This is a genomic window from Flaviaestuariibacter amylovorans (assembly GCF_039541815.1).
GTDB lineage: Bacteria > Bacteroidota > Bacteroidia > Chitinophagales > Chitinophagaceae > Flavisolibacter > Flavisolibacter amylovorans.
Map to the genome: position 1 here is coordinate 163,946 of NZ_BAABGY010000018.1, position 18,594 is coordinate 182,539.

Consider the following 18,594-nt stretch of genomic DNA (forward strand, 5'->3'; position numbering starts at 1 on the left):
GGGGGTCAGTTTATCGGTTGCGGGCGCGCTTCGAGACAGCGGGCCTTGTAATGAACGAAATTAAGATAGTCGTCGGCTTCGTCGACCTCGGTCACCTGCGAGTAGAGCTCGGCGCCGTCGAGGGCCTCCACCCGAAAGAGCTCCGCTACGTCCACGAACTGCCAGGCTACGAGCTGTTGTTGCTGGTTGAAGAAGCGGTCCTCTCCCTGCTGTCCGAGGGCCCGGGCGCGGGAGAGTGCATCGCTTTCACCGGTGGCGGCTATGAGGCGCAATTGCTCGTCGAACTGCGGGCGGTGCTGCCCGTCGCCGCACTTGATGCGGTAAACGATCTTGGCGAGGTACCATTCCATGAGAAAAGGTTTAGGAGGTTTAGAAGGTTTAGGAGGTTGAATTCGGAACAATAGGGCAGATCGCAATAAGCCGGGAGCTTCATTGCCGATTCCCGATTGCCGATTCCCGGTTGCCGATTGCCGATTGCCGTCAGTAATAGCTGCGGATCTCGACGCCGCCGAAGACGCAGGTGCCTTCGAGAAAGAGCACTTTGTTGGGCGCGGGCACCGGTGCGGGCGGGCGCTTGTCGTCGACGCCGCCGAAGATGGCCACGATCTCGCTTTGCACGTCCCAGTCGGGCGGGATGATCAGCTTGGTGCCGCCCATGACGTTGGTGCACTCGAGGCGGATGCGGCCCTGGAAGTCGGCCTGCGCGAGGTTGATCTCCGCTCCGCCCATGAAGGCCGTGACCTCGCCGCCGCGGAACTGCTTGCTGAGCACGTTCTTTTTGACGCCCCCGAGGATCGCCGTGATGTCGAGCACGTCGCTCCGCTCCATGCCGGGCGCTTCAGGTGTGTCGGTCGTTCCTCCACCGGCCGGTAGCGCGTCGGATTCGTCCGGACCGGTGTAGGCGGGCCGCTTCGGCCGGAAAATGAAGATGAGCCCGGCGCCGATGAGCACGAGGGGCCAGATGTAGGGGCGGAGGTTCAGGTCGGCCCGGAGGTCGTCGGCAAGGCCGATGGCGCCGATGGCGACCGGCAGCAGCCACCCGAAGCCTTTGAAGGAATGACGCGCGCCCACCCAGAGACCGATACCGATGAGCAGCACCGGCCAGGAGAAGAGCCAGGGTGGCAGGCCAACGCCCGCGCGGTGGGCCAGCAGCAGTGAGCCGGCCGTTAAGAGAAAGAGTCCCGTCCAGACGCGGCCGCGGCGGTCGTGGTGCCGGTGCCTGCGATCTGCCCAGCGGGCTGCGGCGCGTTCGTGAAATTCAGTATGCTTCATGCCGGAGTAATTTCTTCAAAGAAACGGCGGCCGGAGCCACGGCGCAAGGGCAAACCCGTAAACGGCGGGGCTGGAACCGGTAAGCTGCGGTGAAATCTCGGTGAATGGTGGCGATCAGTAATCAGCCTTGGGAAAGGAATTTTGCTGGTCCACGTAGTGAATAGCAACCTTCACCCCGATCTTTTAAGGGGGCTGTTTCATGAAGGTATCCCTGGTGGCTAGTACTCCAGGGGGTAGGAGGTGTCATTCAACGCATCACGGTCCAGTTCCGCCAACGTGTTGTCGGAAGCTACATCGGCGCTACCTATTTTGACCACGCGGTCGCCGTGCATCAGGATGCCGAGACCGTGCTCCGGCTCCCAGGTGCAGCGAAACAAGTAGCCGGTATAAGCCAACCCTTCCTTATGCGCCTCAAGGATACGCAGGCCGGCCAGCTCCAGCTGGTGGCAAAAGCCATTCGCATCCGCAAGGAATGGCAGCTTAGCCCCTCGATCGTCCGCTGCGTTGTCTGCGTGCCGTTGCCAGACGGGGTATTCTTTGAGCAGCCCTTCCAGTATCCGGTCGCGCACCCGTTCCTGCATTTCTATGGCATAGGTATAGGCTTCCGCTTGCACCGGCATCACTGAAAAGTCGGGCTCTGTGCGGTTTGGATCAATGACAAGCTCGATCCTGCCGGCCGGTTCCGGACGATTCTTATCCTCCTGGCGGATGCTCTTGAAGCCTGCCCATACGGGCAGTTCAAGCGTGGCGCTGAGGGTATAGATGGTCACAATGGAATAGGTGGTAGGCACCAACCGGAGATGGGGGATCTGTCCGTCGTTTCGGTTGCTCATGAGCGTTACAGGTGGGTTCAGGCGGCGGCTTCTTCGAGGCGCGGGATCGCGTGGCGGCTGTACTTGGCTCGGTATTGTACCGGCGCCAGGCCCGTTACTTTTTTAAAGATCGCGCGGAACGCTTTCGGGTCGGTATAGCCCACGCCATACATCACCTCGTTCACAGTTTCGCGGGTCGCCTCGAGGCGCTGCTTGGCGGCTTCGATCTTGACGCGCTGGATGTATTCGAAGATTGTGTTGGCCGTCGCCTTCTTGACGCGGCGTTCGAGGTTGCGGCGGCCGATCGCGAAGCGCGCGGCGAGGTCGTCCACGCTGAGGCGCTCGGTGTAGTGCTGCTCGATGAACTCCTGCGCCTGGCGGATCTCCGGGTCCTCGTGGTTCTTCTGTCCCTTGAAGATGATGAAGGGCGACTGGCTCTCGCGGTCCATGTCGATCATGAACACCTTGGCCGCCTGTATGGCCACCGGCCGGCCGGCATATTTCTCGATGAGGTAGAGCAGCAGGTTGGTGAACGAAAGCGCGCCGCCGCTCGTGTACACCCCGTCCTCGTCGGTGATGATCTTGTCGGGCATCACGATGACGTCGGGGAACAGGGCGCGGAAGGCGGGCACGGCGCTCCAGTGGGTGGTGCAGGCCCGCCCGTTGAGGAGGCCCGTCTGCGCGAGCAGGAAGGAACCGAGGCAGAAGGAGGCAAGGGCGGCGCCGCGGCGGTGCTGCTCCTGCATCCAGGTCACAAAGGGCGCGTTGACAGCGAGGCCCGCTTCGAGGTCGCCGCCCTGCAGCGCGGGGATGATCACGAGGTCGGTCTTGTTCACGGCGGCAAGCAGTACGTCGGGGTGCAGGGTGAAGCGGCCTTTCTTGATGCAGGTGTCGCCGCTGAGGCCCACCAGCTGCACGTGGAAGAGGGGCGCCTCCCCGGCCGCTTCCAGGAACTTGTTGACCTCGTTGAGGATCATGTGCGTGGCTTCGATATGGGTGAGGCTGCAGTCGCCTTGCGGGATGAGGATCGATACGTGCTTCATATAATTGAGTTGGGCGCCTGTCGCAAAAAGCCCCGTTTCTGTCGCAGCCACACAGCCGGGAGGCGGGGCGGGCGACCTAGCTTTGTTGCCAAGAACCTTAGTAAAATAACGAAGCTTTTCCCAACCAAAAAAACACAGCACTATGAAACGGATCAACCTGCTCTACTGGATCTTCAACGGCCTCTTCTGCCTGCTGATGCTCGGCTCGGCGTATCCCAATATCATTTCCGACCCGCTCTCGGTGCAGGGCATGCACAAGGAGCTCGGCTTCCCCTTGTATTTCATTCCCTTCATCGGCTGGGCCAAGGCCCTTGGCGCGCTCACGCTGCTGCTGCCGGCGCCCGCGCGCCTCAAGGAGTGGGCCTATGCCGGCCTCGTGTTCGATTTGATCGGCGCGCTGTTTTCTATCTATATGATCGGCAAGCCCGACTGGGTGTTCCTCTTCATCCCGCTCGCTCTCGCTGCCTGCGCGTACCTCACCTTCCGAAAGCGTGAGACCCTGCGCCGCGAGCGCAAGCACAACGCGTCGGTACATCTCCGCATGCCGAGCGTGGCCTGACCCATCCCCCGGCCCCTCCCGGCCCACCCCCGCCCCCTCCCGAAGGGAGGGGAGCACCCATCCCCCGGCCCCTTCCCAAAGGGAAGGGGTGACTCTGTGGCACTGAACTTCTTCACGGCACCGTAGTTCAGGCCGACCATTCCTTAACGATGGTCTTCGCCGTTTCACTTTTTGGTAATAGGCTTATACAAACAATAGCCCCTCTCTCGCGGAGAGGGGCTGAGGGTGAGGTCTGGGGCCGGGAATGGGTTACGAAAAAGCCCCGACGCTTCCGCCGGGGCTTTGTTATGTCGCTGAGGCAATTCTCCCATTACCCCATTCTCCCATTAGCACATTCGTTAAACCGCATCCTTGCCGTGGCAGTTCTTGAACTTCTTGCCGGAGCCACAGGGGCAGGAGTCGTTGCGGCCGATCTTGGGACCCACCTTCACGGGTTCCTGGCGGATCGCGGGGTCGGGGCCTTCGAAATAGTCCTGCTCGTTGGCGGCGTAGTCGTTGCCACGGGCATCGATCTCGGCTTTGTTCTCCTGCAGTCCGCTGAGGTCGGTGCGCTCCACGTGCCCTTCACGCAGCATCGGTGCTTCTTCTTCCTGCGACGGCAGCTGCGCGTGGCAGAGGAAGGAAACGATGTCGCGGTTCACCTCCGAGCTCATGCGGCGGAACAGCTCGAAGGCCTCCACCTTATATACCACCAGCGGATCTTTTTGCTCGAGGTATACCGTCTGCACGCTTTGCTTCAGGTCGTCCATCGCGCGGAGGTGCTCCTTCCAGGCATCGTCGATGATGGAAAGGGTGATGTTGCGCTCCATGGCGGTGGTGAGGGCTTCGCCGTTCGTGTCGATGGTCTTGCCGAGGGGCGCCAGCACGTTGATGCCTTTGCGGCCGTCGAAGAAGGGTACGATCACGTTTTCGATATGCGCACCCTGCCCGTCGCGGATGTTGGCGAACACCGGCACGGCCGACTGCTGCACGAGGCCCTTGTGCTGCTCATAGGCTTCGATGGCCTCGGTATAAAGAGCGTCGGTGAGCTCGGCCACCGGCTTGCTCTTGAAGCTGTCCTCGTCGATCGACGTCTCGATGCCGAAGTTCACGATGCAGGCCATGCGGAAGCCGGCGTAGTCCTCCTCGGCGCGGTAGCCGGCCACGAGGTCGTCTGCAGTGATCTGGAAGGCATTGTCGATGTCGAGGGCAAGGCGCTCGCCGAAGAGGGCGTGGTTGCGGCGGTCGTACACGGCATTCCGCTGCTTGTTCATCACGTCGTCGTACTCGAGCAGGCGTTTGCGGATGCCGAAGTTATTTTCCTCCACCTTGCGCTGCGCGCGCTCGATGGACTTGGTGATCATAGAGTGCTGGATCACTTCGCCTTCCTTGTAGCCGAAGCGGTCCATGAGGCCGGCGATGCGTTCGGAGCCGAACATGCGCATCAGGTCGTCCTCCAGCGATACGTAGAACTGCGAGGTGCCGGGGTCGCCCTGGCGGCCGGCACGGCCACGCAGCTGGCGGTCCACACGGCGGCTCTCGTGGCGCTCGGTGCCGATGATGGCAAGGCCACCCGCTTCCTTCACGCCGGGCCCGAGCTTGATGTCGGTACCGCGGCCGGCCATGTTGGTGGCAATGGTCACCGCGCCGGCGAAGCCGGCCTCGGCCACCACCTGCGCTTCACGGGCGTGCTGCTTGGCGTTGAGTACGTTGTGGGGGATCTTGCGGGTATGCAGGGCGCGACTCAGGAGCTCGGAGATCTCTACCGAGGTGGTACCTACGAGTACCGGGCGGCCGGCGGCGCGCAGGCGCTCGATCTCGTCGATGACGGCGCCGAACTTCTCGCGCTTCGTCTTGTATACGAGGTCCTGGGCATCCTGGCGGGAAATGGGCACGTGCGTCGGGATCGACACCACGTCGAGCTTGTAGATGCTCCAGAATTCCGCTGCCTCGGTTTCGGCCGTACCGGTCATGCCGCACAGCTTGTGGTACATCCGGAAATAGTTCTGTAGCGTTACGGTGGCGTAGGTCTGTGTGGCGGCTTCGATCTTCACGTTCTCCTTCGCCTCGATGGCCTGGTGCAGGCCGTCGGAGTAGCGGCGACCTTCCATGATACGGCCGGTCTGCTCGTCCACGATCTTCACCTGTCCTTCCACCACGATGTATTCCACGTCTTTCTCGAAGAGCGTGTAGGCCTTCAGCAGCTGCTGCACCGAGTGGATGCGGTCGCTCTTCACGGCGTATTCGTTGAGGATGGCCTCTTTCTGGTGCAAACGCTCTTCGGGCGTTACCTCTTCGCTCTTCTCGATCTCCGAGAGGCGCACGCCGATGTCGGGCAGCACAAAGAACTCAGGGTCTTCGCCCGCGCGGGTGATGGCGGTGAGGCCTTTGTCGGTAAGGTCCACCGACTTGTTCTTTTCGTCGATATGGAAGAAGAGCTCGGCGTCCACGATGTGCATGTGGCGCTGCTGGTCGGCGAGGTAGTGGTTCTCGGCTTTCTGCAGCTTCACGCGCATGCCGGGCTCGGAGAGGAACTTGATCAGCGGGCCGTACTTGGGCAGGCCGCGGTAGGCACGGAACAGGTGCAGGCCGCCGCTCTTAGGGTCGTCGTCGCCGGCAGCGATCTTTTTCTTCGCCTCGTTGAGCTCGGTGCGCACCACGCGCTCCTGCTCCTGCACGAGGGTCGAAACGCGGGGGCGGAGCGTATGGAACTGCTGGTCATCGCCCTTGGCCACGGGGCCGGAGATGATGAGCGGGGTACGGGCGTCGTCGATCAGTACGGAGTCGACCTCATCCACCATGGCAAAGTGGTGCTTGCGCTGCACCATTTCTTCGGGGCTGTGCACCATGTTGTCGCGGAGGTAGTCGAAGCCGAATTCGTTGTTGGTGCCGTAGGTGATGTCGGCGGCATAGGCCTTGCGGCGGGCTTCGGAGTTGGGCTGGTGCTTGTCGATGCAATCGACGCGGAGGCCAAGCCATTCGAATACGGGACCGTTCCACTCGGAGTCGCGTCGGGCGAGGTAGTCGTTCACCGTTACGATGTGCACGCCTTCGGCCGGCAGGGCGTTGAGGTAGGCGGGCAGGGTCGACACGAGCGTCTTACCCTCACCGGTGGCCATCTCGGCGATCTTGCCCTGGTGCAGCACGGAGCCGCCGATCAGCTGCACGTCGTAGTGCACCATGTTCCAGGTCACGGTGCCGCCGGCAGCCGTCCACGTGTTCTGGAAGGTGGATTGGTCGCCGTTGATCGTGATGTAGTTCTTGCCCATCGCGGCGAGCTCGCGGTCGAGATCGGTGGCGGTGGACGTCATCTCGGTGTTCTCCTTGAAGCGGCGGGCCGTCTCCTTCACGGTGGCGAAGGCTTCGGGCAGCAGCTCTTTGAGGATCTCCTCGATCTTCTGGTCGCGCTCTTTTTTGAGCTTGTCCACTTCCTGGTAGATGGCGTCCTTGCCATTCAGGTCGGTGTGGGGCAGGGCCTCGGCTTCGGCGTTGGTGTCGGCGATGCGGGCGTCAATATCCTTGAGGTGGTCGGCGATGCGACGGCGGAACTCGGCGGTCTTGCCGCGCAGCTCGTCGTTGGAGATCGAGGCAAAGGCTGCGAAATGCTGGTTCACCTTGGTTACCAGCGGGAGAATGGCCTTCACGTCTTTTTCCGACTTGCTGCCACCAAAGATCTTCGAAAGGAAACCGATCATAATAAAAGGCGATGTAATGTTTAATAGCTAATGTGTACTCCTCAATGTTTAAGGCCGCCGGTCAATGGAAGCGCCGTTGCCGGCAGCTGCCCTTTATCCTTCATGATTAAACATTAAGCGTTACTGGTTTGTCAAAAAGGGTGCTAGGGCGTTCCTGAGCCAATTTGACAGGGGGGCAAAGATAACCGATTTTAGTGAAGGGTGACCCCGCTGAGTACCGGGGGCGCGGCCCGCCGGCATTTATGTCCGGCTTTAGCGTACATTGCCCGCCTACATTGACTTATGGCAGGATGGCGCGGCATCGGGTTCGGATTCATGGCAGTTTGTCTGCTGAGCTGCTCGTCGAACGACGGCGGGGGCGAGGTGGTACGCCGGCCGGAGAAAGGATTTTACCTGGAGGGCACGGTGCGCAGCGAGGAGGGCAGCCCCCTGGTGACCGTGCTGCTGCAGGGCCGCGAAGACGGGCCCGAAGGCGATTTCTACGAGGGCATCCTGGACCTGAAGTTGGATGGGCAGCCGTTGGCTGCCGACAGCAGCCGCCTCGGCGGCATTTTTTATGAAGCGCAGGTGCCGGTGGAAGACTTCGCCGGCAGCCACCGCCTCGAAGGCACGGCGCCGGGCGGCGCCACGTTCAAAAAAGAGTTCACGTATGCGCCGCTCCGGTTTGCCGCGGAGCCGCCTGCCCGGCTCTCGCGCACCGGTTTCCGCCTGCAGCTGCAGGGCGTGCCCGAAGGGGGCGCGGTGGTGCTGGTACTTACCGATACGGCCTTTGTGAGCAACGACCTCGCGGAGCGGGTGACCGTCTCCAAGGGGTTGCTGACCCTGAGCCCTGACCAGCTGCGCGACGTCCGGAACGGCCCCGCGCAGCTGCAGCTCACCTGCCTGCAGGAGCTCGACCTCGGTGAGGCTGTGCCCGGAAAGGTACGCATCGAGCACACGCTGCGGCGGGAGCTGGAGTTGCGGGATTGAATACTGAATAACGAACGGTAGAACACGCATAGCTACACGCCTCAGAGAACAGGAAAGACAGCATGCCGAGGGTACAGCAGCCAAACCATGCGACTCGGGAAGCAAGGACCGCTTTCTTGACTACCTCATTTGCGGTCCCCTTTTAATTGATTCCTGCGCTATCCATCATGAGGCCCCGCCGGGGCGGGTCCGGCTGTGAGGCGTCAGGTGTCAGCAGGACATCAGCCACCGTCGGTGAGTCCCTGCTCACGCCTCACGGCTCACGCCTCACGTCACTGCAGGGTGACCGTTACTTTGAGACGACTTCCAGCACATTACCCCATTACCCCATTAGCAAATTAGCACATTATCCCCCCGGCTGGATCCGTTGCAGCAATGCCTCTCGGTAGGTGCTTCCGATGGGGATGTCGGCGTCGCCCACGCGGGCGAGGCTGCCCTCTACGAAGCGCAGGTGCTGCAGGTTGAGGATGTAGGATTTGTGCACCCGCACAAAGAGCGCCGGCGGCAGCAGCGATTCGGCCCTGGCCAGCGTCAGGTAGGATACGTGCACTTCCTTCGGGGTATAGACCTTGATGTAATCGCCGAGTCCTTCGAGGTACAGGAGGTCGTCGTAGGCAACCCGCAGGAGCCGCTTGTTCACCTTCAGGAAGAGGGCGTCGGCCGCGGGCGCCGCCGGGGGAGGAGGGGCGGCCGCTTCTTCTTTCCGGGGCAGTACCTTTTGCACCGCCCGCAGAAAGCGCTCGAAGGTAATGGGTTTGAGCAGGTAGTCGGCCGCCTCAAGCTCGAAGGCTTCCACGGCGTGCTCGGCGTAGGCCGTTGTGAAGATCACCTTCGGCGGGGCCTTCAGCGAGCGCAGAAACGAAAGCCCGTCGATGCCCGGCATGCGGATATCGAGGAACAGTAGATCTACGGGCTCCCGGTGCAGGTGCGCGAACGCTTCGAGGGCGGTAGCGCAGGTGCCGACGAGCTCAAGCCCTGCTACCTGCTGCACGTGCCCGGCCATCAGCTGGCGGGCGAGCGGCTCATCATCCACGATCAGGCAACGCATCTTCATAACTGGAGGCTTAAAGTAACGGTAAATTGGCCATTCACGTCGGCCACGTCGAGCGCGTGGCGGCCGGGATAAAGCAGCGCCAGCCGCTTGCGCACGTTCTGCAGCCCGATGCCGCCGGGCTCGGCGCGGCTCCCGGCGGGTGCTGTTGCGTTACTGGTCTGGAACAGCAGCTCGTCGTCGGAGATGCTCAGCACGAGGTGCACGCGGTTGCCGGCTATGCCCTGCTGCAGCGAATGCTTGAAGCAGTTTTCGATGAGCGGCAGGAAGAGGAGCGGCTCGATGAGGCGCCCCTCCGGTGTTCCCTGTACGGTAAACTGGATCGCGTTCTCGTCGGCATGGCGGATCCGCTCCAGGTCGAGGTAGGAGTGGATGAAGGCGATCTCTTTGGCCAGCAGCACCTGCGCCTGCTGCGCCTCGTAGAGCACGTAGCGCATGATACCCGACAGGTTGGCAATGGTGACCGACGTTTTGGGAGAGCCCTGCAGGCTCAGCGCATAGAGGTTGTTGAGCGTGTTGAAAAAGAAGTGCGGCTGCACCTGCGCCTTCAGGCCCTCCAGCTCGAGGCGCAGCTTGTCGGCCTGCAGCTGGTCTACCGTATGCTGACGCCGGAACGACTCGAGCACAAACAGGAAACCGATCGCGGAGAGCAGGATCAGCAGGGTGTAGTCGAGGTTCTGCAGCAGCAGGGGCGGTATGGAATCCGGGTTGGCGGATGCGAGGTTCCCGCGGTAGCCTTCGGGCACAAACGGGAGGTGGCGCACGATCCAGGAGCCGGCCCGGGTGTTAACCTCGTAGATCAGTATATATACGGGAAGGCCGCCGAAGAACAGTGCCCAGCGACGGCGCATGAGGGTGTGGGGCAGGAACCAGCGATACAGCAGCGCGATGGCCGGCACCTGCAGGAGGTTCACCAGCACGAGGCTCGCGGTGAAGGAGAAGTCGGTGTACAGCTGCACGCCGATGGCCATGGGAACGAGCACCGTCAGCACGGCCAGGAACGCTCCTTCGGCAAGACGGTCGCGGTGGCGCAGGAAGGCGGTAGCTGGGAAGAACGACATGGCGCAAATTAAGTGCGCCGGCCCGGCGACGGGTCGTTTTTCTCGCCAAACATGCGGTTTTTCTCGCTCAACATAAGGGCCTTGTATTGGGCCCGGCCCACGATGCGTTGATCGAAAAAGGATGCCCTACCTTCATCCGCTTCCCGGTCTTTGCAGTAAATCTTTCCCAATGCGTCAGCGACTTTTCCTTGCCTTCTTCCTCCTCGCCACGGCCGCTTCGGCCCAGGTGCCCGACTCCGTGCAGCTCCTTGTCGACAGTGCCCTGAACGTGATGGAGCACCGCGGCTTCAACAGCCACAAACTGGATTGGCCCGCCATCCGGGGCCGCGTGCAGCAAATGACCGCTGGCGCCCGTACGCACCGCGATGCGTTCCCGGCTCTTGCCTGGGCCTTCGACCAGCTCGGCGACAAGCACGGCTGGATCACGGTCAACGACTCGTCGCACCACAACCAGGGCGTCACCCGTACGAAGCGTAGCTGGAGCGCCGGCCTCGACACGGCGCTGCGGAAAGGACCGCGTTTATACAATGGCGTTGTGGCTGGCCGGTACGCCTACATCAGCATTCATTTTTTTGGGAGGCAGACCGAAGCCGACATGAACCGCTATGCGCGGCAGATCTCCGACTCGCTCTGTAAGAACATCGGGCCTGGCACCCGCGGTATCATCATCGACCTGCGCCTCAACGGCGGGGGCAATAGTCACCCCATGAACCAGGGGCTGGCAGCCGTTTACGGCAACCGGGTGCTCAGCGAAGGCGTCAACGGGCGCGGCGAGCGCATCGGGGTCTTTGCCATCCGCGGCGGACGCGTAACGGTGCACGGCAACCACGGCGACTCCATCGTGCTGGCAGCTCCCCGCGGCTGCGGCGACCTCTCCCGGCTCCCGGTGGCGGTGCTGATCTCGCCCGTCACCGGTTCATCGGCGGAGCAGCTGGCGATCAACTTCACGTCGCGCCCGCGCACGGTGCTCATCGGCGAGCGCACGTCGGGATACGTTACGGCCAACAACGGTTTCCTGCTGCCGGGTACCGACAACGCCCTCGTGCTCGCGGAAAGCCTCACGCGGAATGTGCACGGCACCCTCTTCTCCGAAGAGGTGCGCCCCGACATCGAAGTGACGGGTGGCGACGACCTGTTCGACCGCTCAAAGGATCTGAAAATAAAGGCCGCGGTGCGCTGGCTCGACCGGCAGCAGCGCGTGCGGAAATAGGGAACAGGGAACGGTTGACGCCACCAGCCCACGGCTTCAGCCGTGGGTTTTCGAATTGAACCAGCCCATGGCTTCAGCCATGGGGGGAAGAACAAGGAACAAGGAACAAGGAACAAGGAACAGGGAACAGGGAACAAAGGAACAAGGAAAAAGGAACGGAACGCCAGCGCCATCACCCCATTACCCCATCACCCCATTATCCCATTATCCCATTATCCCATTTGCACATCACTTCCCGGAAGCCTTGTACAACTCCTGCGAAAGCTCGAACAAATTCGTCGCGTTCGTATTACTCAGCACGATGAAACAGCGATCGCTGTCGATAAGGTGGATCCAGTTGGCGGTGTTGCCGCCGATGCCGCCCGGGCGGTAGACATAGGGCTCACCGATGGCGCCCCAGCCGCTGCTATGCCAGAATCCGAGTCCGGCATTCCCCAGGGCCGCGTTCGGGCGGATCATCTCGGCTACCGAGGTGGCCTTTAGAAGCCATCCGGCAAACAGTGCCCGATCGAGCTTGTACAGGTCTTCGGCCGTGGAGTAAAGCGCGCCTGCCGAGAAATAATTCTCCGCCGCATAGGGCGCATCGGCGCTGAACGTCTTCGTGCTGTCGGTGTAGCTGTAGCCCCACGCGAGGCCCGGCGGAAGTGTTGCCGGATGCAGCATACCGGTATGGTGCATACCGACTGGCCGGAGGATACGCTCGGCAACCAACTCCGCATAGGGCTTCCCGGTAACGGCTTCCGCCACGCGTCCGAGCAGGATATAATCCACATTGCTGTATACCGACTTCGTACCGGGTGTAAACTCCGGTGCGCCGCTGCCATAGCGGGCGAGGAAGGAATCGGGTGAGAGCGGCAGCCGGTAGGGTTCCATGCTTTCCATGGCTGCCGTTGCCGGGATACCGGAGCTGTAGGTCAGCAGGTGTCGCAGCGTGATGGCGTTGGTGCCCGGGCGCCGGTATGCGGGCAGGTATTCGGCCAGCGGCGCATCAAGCCGGAGGCGTCCTTCCTCGGCGAGCTGCAGGATCAGTATGGCGGTGAACGTTTTGGTGATAGAAGCGATGGGGAAGCGGGTATCGGCACGCAGCGAAGGGCCACGCGCGGGGTCGGACGGACTTACGGACTGCAGGTGCTCGATACGCCCGCCGGTGGCCACGAGTACCACGCCCTGGAAGTGCCGGCTGGCCGCAAAGCGTTGTACGACCTCGGCATAGGTGGCGTTCTGGGCAAAGGAGGGGCAGGAGAGCAGCAGCAGGAAGAGAAGCAGGTAGCGCATGTTGGGGGGCGCCGCGATCGTTCGGCGGTGTAAGCGATAACAATACTGGCTGACAGTTGGTTCAGGGCAACGGTTCAATACCGCACCACCAATTGCTCTGTGAAGGCCTTGCCGCTGCGCTGGTGCACGACGCGCAGCAGGTAGTTACCGGCGAGCACCCCGGGCAGGGGCAGCGGCATCGGGGCGGCGCCTTTGCCGCCGTATGCAGCGCTGCCGCGGTGCACCAGTTGTCCCGACATGGTGATCAGTTGCAGGTCGTAGTTGCCGGGTTCCAGTCCTTCGGGCCGGATGTTCAGGATATTGCCGGAGATAACCGGATTCGGAAAGGCCTTGAACCCGGTACGGGTGGTGCCTTCCGGGGCCAACGTACGCACACCCACGCTGCTGATGCCGCCCATGATGAGTTGGCCCACCCGCCGCTGACCGTAGCTCTGTACCACCACTTCGTTCAGCTCGCCCGCTGCCGGCTGGAGCACCACCTCGAGCGGATCGCCACTTACGGCGCTAACGCTGGTTTCCTGAAACCCGACCGACGTGACCCGGATCGTTGCACCGGCGGCAACGGTGAGCGAGAAGCGGCCCTCCGCATCGGCGCTGACCACCGTGCCGCGCCCGGCCTGCACGGTAGCGGAAGGCACCGGTGCGCCGCGCTCATCGCGCACGGTTCCGGTAACGGTTATGGGCGCCGCCGCCGGTGTTTTGGACGGGCGGGGCGATTGCGCCGCCGCCACCCTGTTGCCGTTGTTTTGGGCAGTCGACTTGAGCGAGAGCAGGAATGCCGGGAGCAGCACCGTTACGAGGTGACGCAGGCCCGGAAACGGCTTGCGGGGCACGGCCATGGGCCGGTTCAGCTGGTCGGGGTAGAGGCGGCCGCACACCGGTCCGGACTGCTGTGCGAGGTAGGCGGCGATGGCGGCGTCGCTCATCGCGGTAAAATCGGTGACCGTTTTCTGGCAGGAGGCACAGAAGCGCCCGCTGCCGTCCGGCGTCATGCCGTCCCAGCTTTCGGAACAGGGCGAAGGAAGCTGCAGTTGGATCGTGCGGGGCATCGAAGCAGTGTTGGTATAATGAACAGACAGCCCGGGGCGGTCATTAGCTGCTTGCTTCCGGGCCGCGGGCAGCGACTTTGGCGATCCATGGGCCGTCTGTAGTTATCCGGTACGCGGATAGTGGCATAAATACTTTATATAGAGACAAGAATACATATCAATTGATTCTATATTTGCGGCCTTAACTACGAAAGCTAACACATGAGAAAACACTACCCGCTTGCCGCGGCCCTGCTCGCGGCCTCCCTCTCCCTGCATGCGCAAACCCAGATCATCGGCGGCTCCACGGGCAACGGCGACTTCGAGGCCGGCAGCACCGGATGGACCCTTGTCAACGGAAACCAGCCCAATAAGTGGGTCGTCAGCAGCGGCGCGGCGGCTGGCTTCGGCGGAGCGCAATCACTGTATATCTCCTCCTCGCCGGCAGCGCCCTACCAGCACCAGTACAACACTTCGGCACGAAGCCTCGTTTACGCCGTCATCGACGTGCCGGTACCCGCCGGGAGCAAAATGCTCTGGATGACGTACGATGCCACCAACGTAGGTGAGGGCACCTTCGATCCGTACAATTCAGGCGCGGTCACCGACGGCCTGCGCATTTATCATGGTCCCACCTCCACCCCGGTGGTCGCAGGCCAATACCTCAACGGCTTTATCCCGCATGGCTTCGCGGCGCAGCCGACCTGGGTGCGCAAGCGCGTTTACCCGGTAGATGTAACGAGCTATGCCGGCAGCAGCATCCGGATCATCTTCGAATGGGAGAACGACAACAACGGTGCCGGCAGCCAGCACCCGGTGGCGATCGACAACGTGGAGTTTTTCACGAGCTGCCAAAACGCGACCTCCGCTTCAGCCTCCGGCAGCAACGTGACCACCACCACTGCCAGCGTGGGCTGGAACACCGTTCCCGGCGCCACTGCCTACCAGCTCCGCTACCGGAAGGTTTCTGACCCGGAAACCGCCGCTACATGGGCTGCCCCGCTCACCATCAACGGCAACAGCAGCTACTATACTGTCCTCACTGGCCTCGAGCCCGGCACCGACTACCAGGTGCAGGTGCGCACGGTCGGTACGGCCTGCAACGAATACGGCTGGCCCAGCACCTTCCGCACCCAGGTGATCACCGCCACCAGCGAGCTCCGCTGGGAAGGCGCCACCGTCCGCTTTTATCCCAACCCGGTTCGCGACGTGCTGACGGTGGATGTAGCCCATGCCGGCGCCCCCGGACGTTTCCGCCTGGCGCTCGTCGATGGACAGGGCAAAACGGTCCGCACATCCGTACTGCGCCCCGGCAGGAACGAAATGGCTGTGTCCGACCTGCCGGCCGGGCTCTACCATGCTGTCGTGTACGAGGGCGGTAAGGCCCGCTCGGTGCGTCTCGTCGTTGCCCGCTGATCTTCGAAATGCTTCACCAGGCCGCCCTCCGGGGCGGCTTTTTTATGCCTTTTTTCCGGGAATTCCGCCCATCATGCCCTACTTTTGCGGCCGAATTCAGCGGTTGAGCGTTAATAGCGCAATCACCGCAAACTTCAAACAACAAACTTCAAACTCCTCATGGCAGGTCAACTTAAGGAAGTACGCAACCGGATCAAATCGGTACAGAGCACCCAGCAGATCACCAAGGCAATGAAAATGGTAAGCGCCGCCAAGCTGCGCCGCGCCCAGGACGCCATCCAGCAGATGCGCCCCTATGCCCGCAAGCTGCAGGAGATGCTGAGCAACATCGTGAGCTCCACCGAGGTGGAAGGCGGCAACGCCCTCGCCCAGTTGCGCCCCGTAGAGCGCGTGCTGCTGATCGTGATCACGTCCGACCGCGGCCTCGCCGGTGCCTACAACGCTAACGTCATCAAGCTTGCCAAGCAGGTACTTCGCGAGAAGTACGAAGGCAAGCCCGTCACCATCTGGAGCATGGGCAAAAAAGGCTACGAGCACTTCCAGAAAAACGGCTACAACGTAAGCGACCGCTTCAAGGACGTATTCCTCAACCTCTCCTTTGAAGGTGTGCAGGCTGCCGCGCAGGCCGCCGTGCAGGCTTACCTCAACCGCGAGTTCGACGCCGTGGAAGTGATCTACAGCGAGTTCAGGAATGCCGCCACCCAGCGCTTCGTGAGCGAGCCCTTCCTCCCGATCCAGAAAACCGAGCAGGCCGCCGGCAACAAGGCCGCCCGTGCCGACTTCATCTTCGATCCGAACAAGGAAGAGCTCATCGCCGAGCTGATGCCCAAAATCCTCAACACGCAGCTGTTCAAGGCGGTGCTGGATGCCAACGCCTCCGAGCACGGCGCCCGCATGACGGCCATGGACAAGGCCTCCGAGAACGCCAACGAGCTGCTGAAGAACCTGAAGATCTCCTACAACCGCGCCCGCCAGGCCGCCATCACGACGGAGCTTACCGAGATCGTGTCGGGCGCCGCGGCGCTGCAAGGCTAGGAATATCGAATGGCGAACAAGGAATATCGAATAACGAACGGAGAGGCGCACGATGTGCGTCTCTTTCTTTTAGTGGGGGAAAAACCGCGCATTGACGGTGGTCATGTTGCCGGTAGGCGCCTGCTGGGATATGGTAGTAGTGAACGCGAAGTCGGTGCGCTCGAATACCCGGCCGAGCGAGATCCAGGGATCGGAGCCGTTGAGGCGATAGTAGAGAATGTCCCAATCGAGCTTCCATTGCGCGGTGGCCCAGGAGGTGCTGCAGATGCCGATCACGGCCGATCCGTCGGCTTTCAGGTCGAAGGAGTTGTTGGCGGCGCAGGCATTGCTGCCGGCAAACAGCGAGGTGCCTGGGGAAGAGCTTCCATACCAATGATAGGCCTCGGTAGACGTATGGCTGTGCATCCGCCAGCGCCCAACGAACTGGGACATCTCATAAACAGGGCGTTCTTCCTCTTCCTTTTTACAGGAGCCAAGCAGTAGGGGGAGTGCCAGCAGGATCGATAACAGCAACCTCATCGCGCAAAGGTATTGGGTCCGTACTGCTGACAACAGGCTTTCAGCGAGCGTTGCACCCGGCGCCATAAAGTTTGCGGGACAGGGCGGAAGAAACCGGGACCGAAAGGATAAGGCAAGGCACCAGCACCCCCGGGAAAAAGGAGAAGCGCTTCTTTTCTACCTTCACTTCGAAATTCCTTGTTCCCTGTTCCTTGTTCTGCTGTTCCCACCCCTTCCCGGCCTTTTTTGTACTTTCGCTGTCCTTATGGAAATCTCAAGCCTCATTCCGCATATCGAGTCGCTGATCTTCGCATCCGACAAGCCGCTGATGCCCGCGGAGATCACCGAGCTGATCAACCAGGCCTTCGGCTTCATGGAAGACAAGGTGCTCGAAGAGCAGGTCACCGCCGCCCTGGAGGGCATCGTGGAGAAATACAGCTCCGAGTTCTACCCCTTCGAAGTGCGGATGAGCGGCGGCGGCTGGCAGTTTCTCACCAAGAAGGAATTCCACAAGACCGTGGCCCAGCTCAATGGCGAGAAGTTCCTGAAGCGCCTGTCGGCGGCGGCCCTCGAAACGCTGGCCATCATTGCCTACAAGCAGCCCATCACCAAGGGTGAGATCGAGACCATCCGCGGTGTGTCGTCGGACTATAGCGTGCAGAAACTCCTCGAGAAGGAGCTCATCGTGATCTCCGGCCGCAACGAGAAGATGCCGGGTCACCCGCTGGTATATGCGACGTCCAAGAGCTTTATGGATTACTTCGGCATCAACTCGCCGAGCGATCTGCCCAAGATCCGCGAGGTGCTGGCCGAGCAGGCCGTACAGGCCACCCTTATCAATCCCGAAGACTTCCATACCTCCGGCCTTGCCGTCACCGACGACGGCGAGCTCATCGAGGAGCAGCCGGGTACGGGTGCCTCTGATGAGGCCCTGCCGCAGCAAACCGTCATCAATGGTAAGGTAGTGGACGAAGCCACCGGCGAGGTGATCGGCGACGAGCCTGCAGCCCCTGCAACCGGTGGCGACGGTACGGACGAAGGCGGCAGCGAAGCCGGCGACGATAATGTCCCGGAGCACACGTCCCCAGAGGGCTCCGAGGATACCTACGACAGCAGCGCTGCCGCGGCGACGTCGAGCCCCGAGGCCGCCACCGAAGATGACCTGGCGGACGAGGAAGAAAAGGAGGAAGATGATGCTTCCGGTACCGATGCCACCGCCCTGGAGGAAGAAGAGCTCAGTGAAGCAGACTTCCCCGACGACGAGCAGGAGGAGATCCGCATCGACGAAACGAGCGACGAGATCATCTTCACCACCGACGACCTCGACGGCGCGCTCCCGGCCGACCTCGGCTCGGGCAAGCCCGACAGCGACGACCCGCTCGCGGATGATGACTCCCCGGCGAATAAGGACATTCCGGATGCACCATAAGGCAGAAGAAGTAAATAAGCGATTCTAACCGCTAAGAAAAGAAGTGGCTAAGGTATTCGCAAAGAAAATGGCCCCGCTCACGCGGGGCTTTTTATTTCGGTACGTGCGTTCAGCTTTCCGATTTTTTCGGAGCGACTGTGATTGGCCGTTGCTCCGATCCTTTTGCAGAGCAATTCAACAGGAAATTACCAATAACGAACATAGAAGTGAATTCGACGAGATGCCTCGTGGTTATGAAATATAGGCCGGAGTAAAGACTGCC

Annotated in this window: 16 protein-coding genes; 6 read left to right on the forward strand and 10 right to left on the reverse strand. The window is 61.7% G+C overall.

Annotated features, from left to right (window positions below; genetic code table 11):
- Window positions 1-5 precede the first annotated feature (5 nt).
- The 4 genes from ABD937_RS22515 to ABD937_RS22530 form a co-directional block, all read right to left on the reverse strand.
- Window positions 6-350 carry a DUF4288 domain-containing protein gene (locus ABD937_RS22515; protein ID WP_345258268.1) on the reverse strand — a complete coding sequence of 115 codons (345 nt, stop codon included), beginning with the start codon at window positions 348-350 and terminating at the stop codon, window positions 6-8.
- 130 nt (window positions 351-480) lie between these two features.
- Window positions 481-1,272 (reverse strand): LiaF transmembrane domain-containing protein, encoded by a 792-nt coding sequence (locus ABD937_RS22520; protein WP_345258269.1) that lies wholly within the window; start codon window positions 1,270-1,272, stop codon window positions 481-483.
- A 218-nt stretch (window positions 1,273-1,490) separates the two neighbouring features.
- On the reverse strand, window positions 1,491-2,105 hold the full coding sequence (locus ABD937_RS22525; RefSeq protein WP_345258270.1) for a DUF6985 domain-containing protein: 615 nt from the start codon (window positions 2,103-2,105) through the stop codon (window positions 1,491-1,493).
- 17 nt (window positions 2,106-2,122) lie between these two features.
- Window positions 2,123-3,127: a GlxA family transcriptional regulator gene (locus ABD937_RS22530; RefSeq protein ID WP_345258271.1), complete on the reverse strand. Its 1,005-nt coding sequence runs from the start codon at window positions 3,125-3,127 to the stop codon at window positions 2,123-2,125.
- Between the two features lie 142 nt (window positions 3,128-3,269).
- On the opposite strand from ABD937_RS22530, the gene ABD937_RS22535 reads away from it, so the two are divergent.
- Window positions 3,270-3,686, forward strand: coding sequence for a DoxX family protein (locus tag ABD937_RS22535; RefSeq protein ID WP_345258272.1), 417 nt, complete (start codon window positions 3,270-3,272; stop codon window positions 3,684-3,686).
- Window positions 3,687-4,024: 338 nt separating this feature from the next.
- Here the strand turns inward: ABD937_RS22535 and secA are convergent, their stop codons facing one another.
- Window positions 4,025-7,360 (reverse strand): preprotein translocase subunit SecA, encoded by a 3,336-nt coding sequence (secA, locus tag ABD937_RS22540; RefSeq protein ID WP_345258273.1) that lies wholly within the window; start codon window positions 7,358-7,360, stop codon window positions 4,025-4,027.
- Window positions 7,361-7,642: 282 nt separating this feature from the next.
- Here secA and ABD937_RS22545 point away from each other — a divergent pair, with 282 nt between their 5' ends.
- Window positions 7,643-8,329: a hypothetical protein gene (locus tag ABD937_RS22545; protein WP_345258274.1), complete on the forward strand. Its 687-nt coding sequence runs from the start codon at window positions 7,643-7,645 to the stop codon at window positions 8,327-8,329.
- Between the two features lie 346 nt (window positions 8,330-8,675).
- Here ABD937_RS22545 and ABD937_RS22550 read toward each other — a convergent pair whose 3' ends face one another.
- Complete coding sequence (locus ABD937_RS22550; RefSeq protein ID WP_345258275.1) at window positions 8,676-9,383, reverse strand: LytR/AlgR family response regulator transcription factor; 708 nt, start codon at window positions 9,381-9,383, stop codon at window positions 8,676-8,678.
- Window positions 9,380-10,441 (reverse strand): sensor histidine kinase, encoded by a 1,062-nt coding sequence (locus tag ABD937_RS22555; RefSeq protein WP_345258276.1) that lies wholly within the window; start codon window positions 10,439-10,441, stop codon window positions 9,380-9,382. Before ABD937_RS22555 ends, ABD937_RS22550 begins: the two co-directional genes overlap by 4 nt.
- A gap of 169 nt (window positions 10,442-10,610) precedes the next feature.
- On the opposite strand from ABD937_RS22555, the gene ABD937_RS22560 reads away from it, so the two are divergent.
- On the forward strand, window positions 10,611-11,651 hold the full coding sequence (locus tag ABD937_RS22560) for a S41 family peptidase (RefSeq protein ID WP_345258278.1): 1,041 nt from the start codon (window positions 10,611-10,613) through the stop codon (window positions 11,649-11,651).
- Between the two features lie 228 nt (window positions 11,652-11,879).
- Here the strand turns inward: ABD937_RS22560 and ABD937_RS22565 are convergent, their stop codons facing one another.
- Complete coding sequence (locus ABD937_RS22565; RefSeq protein ID WP_345258279.1) at window positions 11,880-12,926, reverse strand: serine hydrolase domain-containing protein; 1,047 nt, start codon at window positions 12,924-12,926, stop codon at window positions 11,880-11,882.
- 74 nt (window positions 12,927-13,000) lie between these two features.
- Window positions 13,001-13,975: a carboxypeptidase-like regulatory domain-containing protein gene (locus tag ABD937_RS22570; RefSeq protein WP_345258280.1), complete on the reverse strand. Its 975-nt coding sequence runs from the start codon at window positions 13,973-13,975 to the stop codon at window positions 13,001-13,003.
- 201 nt (window positions 13,976-14,176) lie between these two features.
- Between ABD937_RS22570 and ABD937_RS22575 the strand changes: the two genes are divergently transcribed.
- The gene (locus tag ABD937_RS22575; protein WP_345258281.1) at window positions 14,177-15,370 is read left to right on the forward strand and encodes a fibronectin type III domain-containing protein; all 1,194 of its coding nucleotides are present in this window, start codon (window positions 14,177-14,179) and stop codon (window positions 15,368-15,370) included.
- 159 nt (window positions 15,371-15,529) lie between these two features.
- Window positions 15,530-16,405: an ATP synthase F1 subunit gamma gene (atpG, locus tag ABD937_RS22580; protein WP_345258282.1), complete on the forward strand. Its 876-nt coding sequence runs from the start codon at window positions 15,530-15,532 to the stop codon at window positions 16,403-16,405.
- Between the two features lie 69 nt (window positions 16,406-16,474).
- Here atpG and ABD937_RS22585 read toward each other — a convergent pair whose 3' ends face one another.
- Window positions 16,475-16,924: a hypothetical protein gene (locus tag ABD937_RS22585; RefSeq protein ID WP_345258283.1), complete on the reverse strand. Its 450-nt coding sequence runs from the start codon at window positions 16,922-16,924 to the stop codon at window positions 16,475-16,477.
- A 244-nt stretch (window positions 16,925-17,168) separates the two neighbouring features.
- On the opposite strand from ABD937_RS22585, the gene scpB reads away from it, so the two are divergent.
- Window positions 17,169-18,332: an SMC-Scp complex subunit ScpB gene (gene scpB / locus ABD937_RS22590; protein WP_345258285.1), complete on the forward strand. Its 1,164-nt coding sequence runs from the start codon at window positions 17,169-17,171 to the stop codon at window positions 18,330-18,332.
- Window positions 18,333-18,594 lie beyond the last annotated feature (262 nt).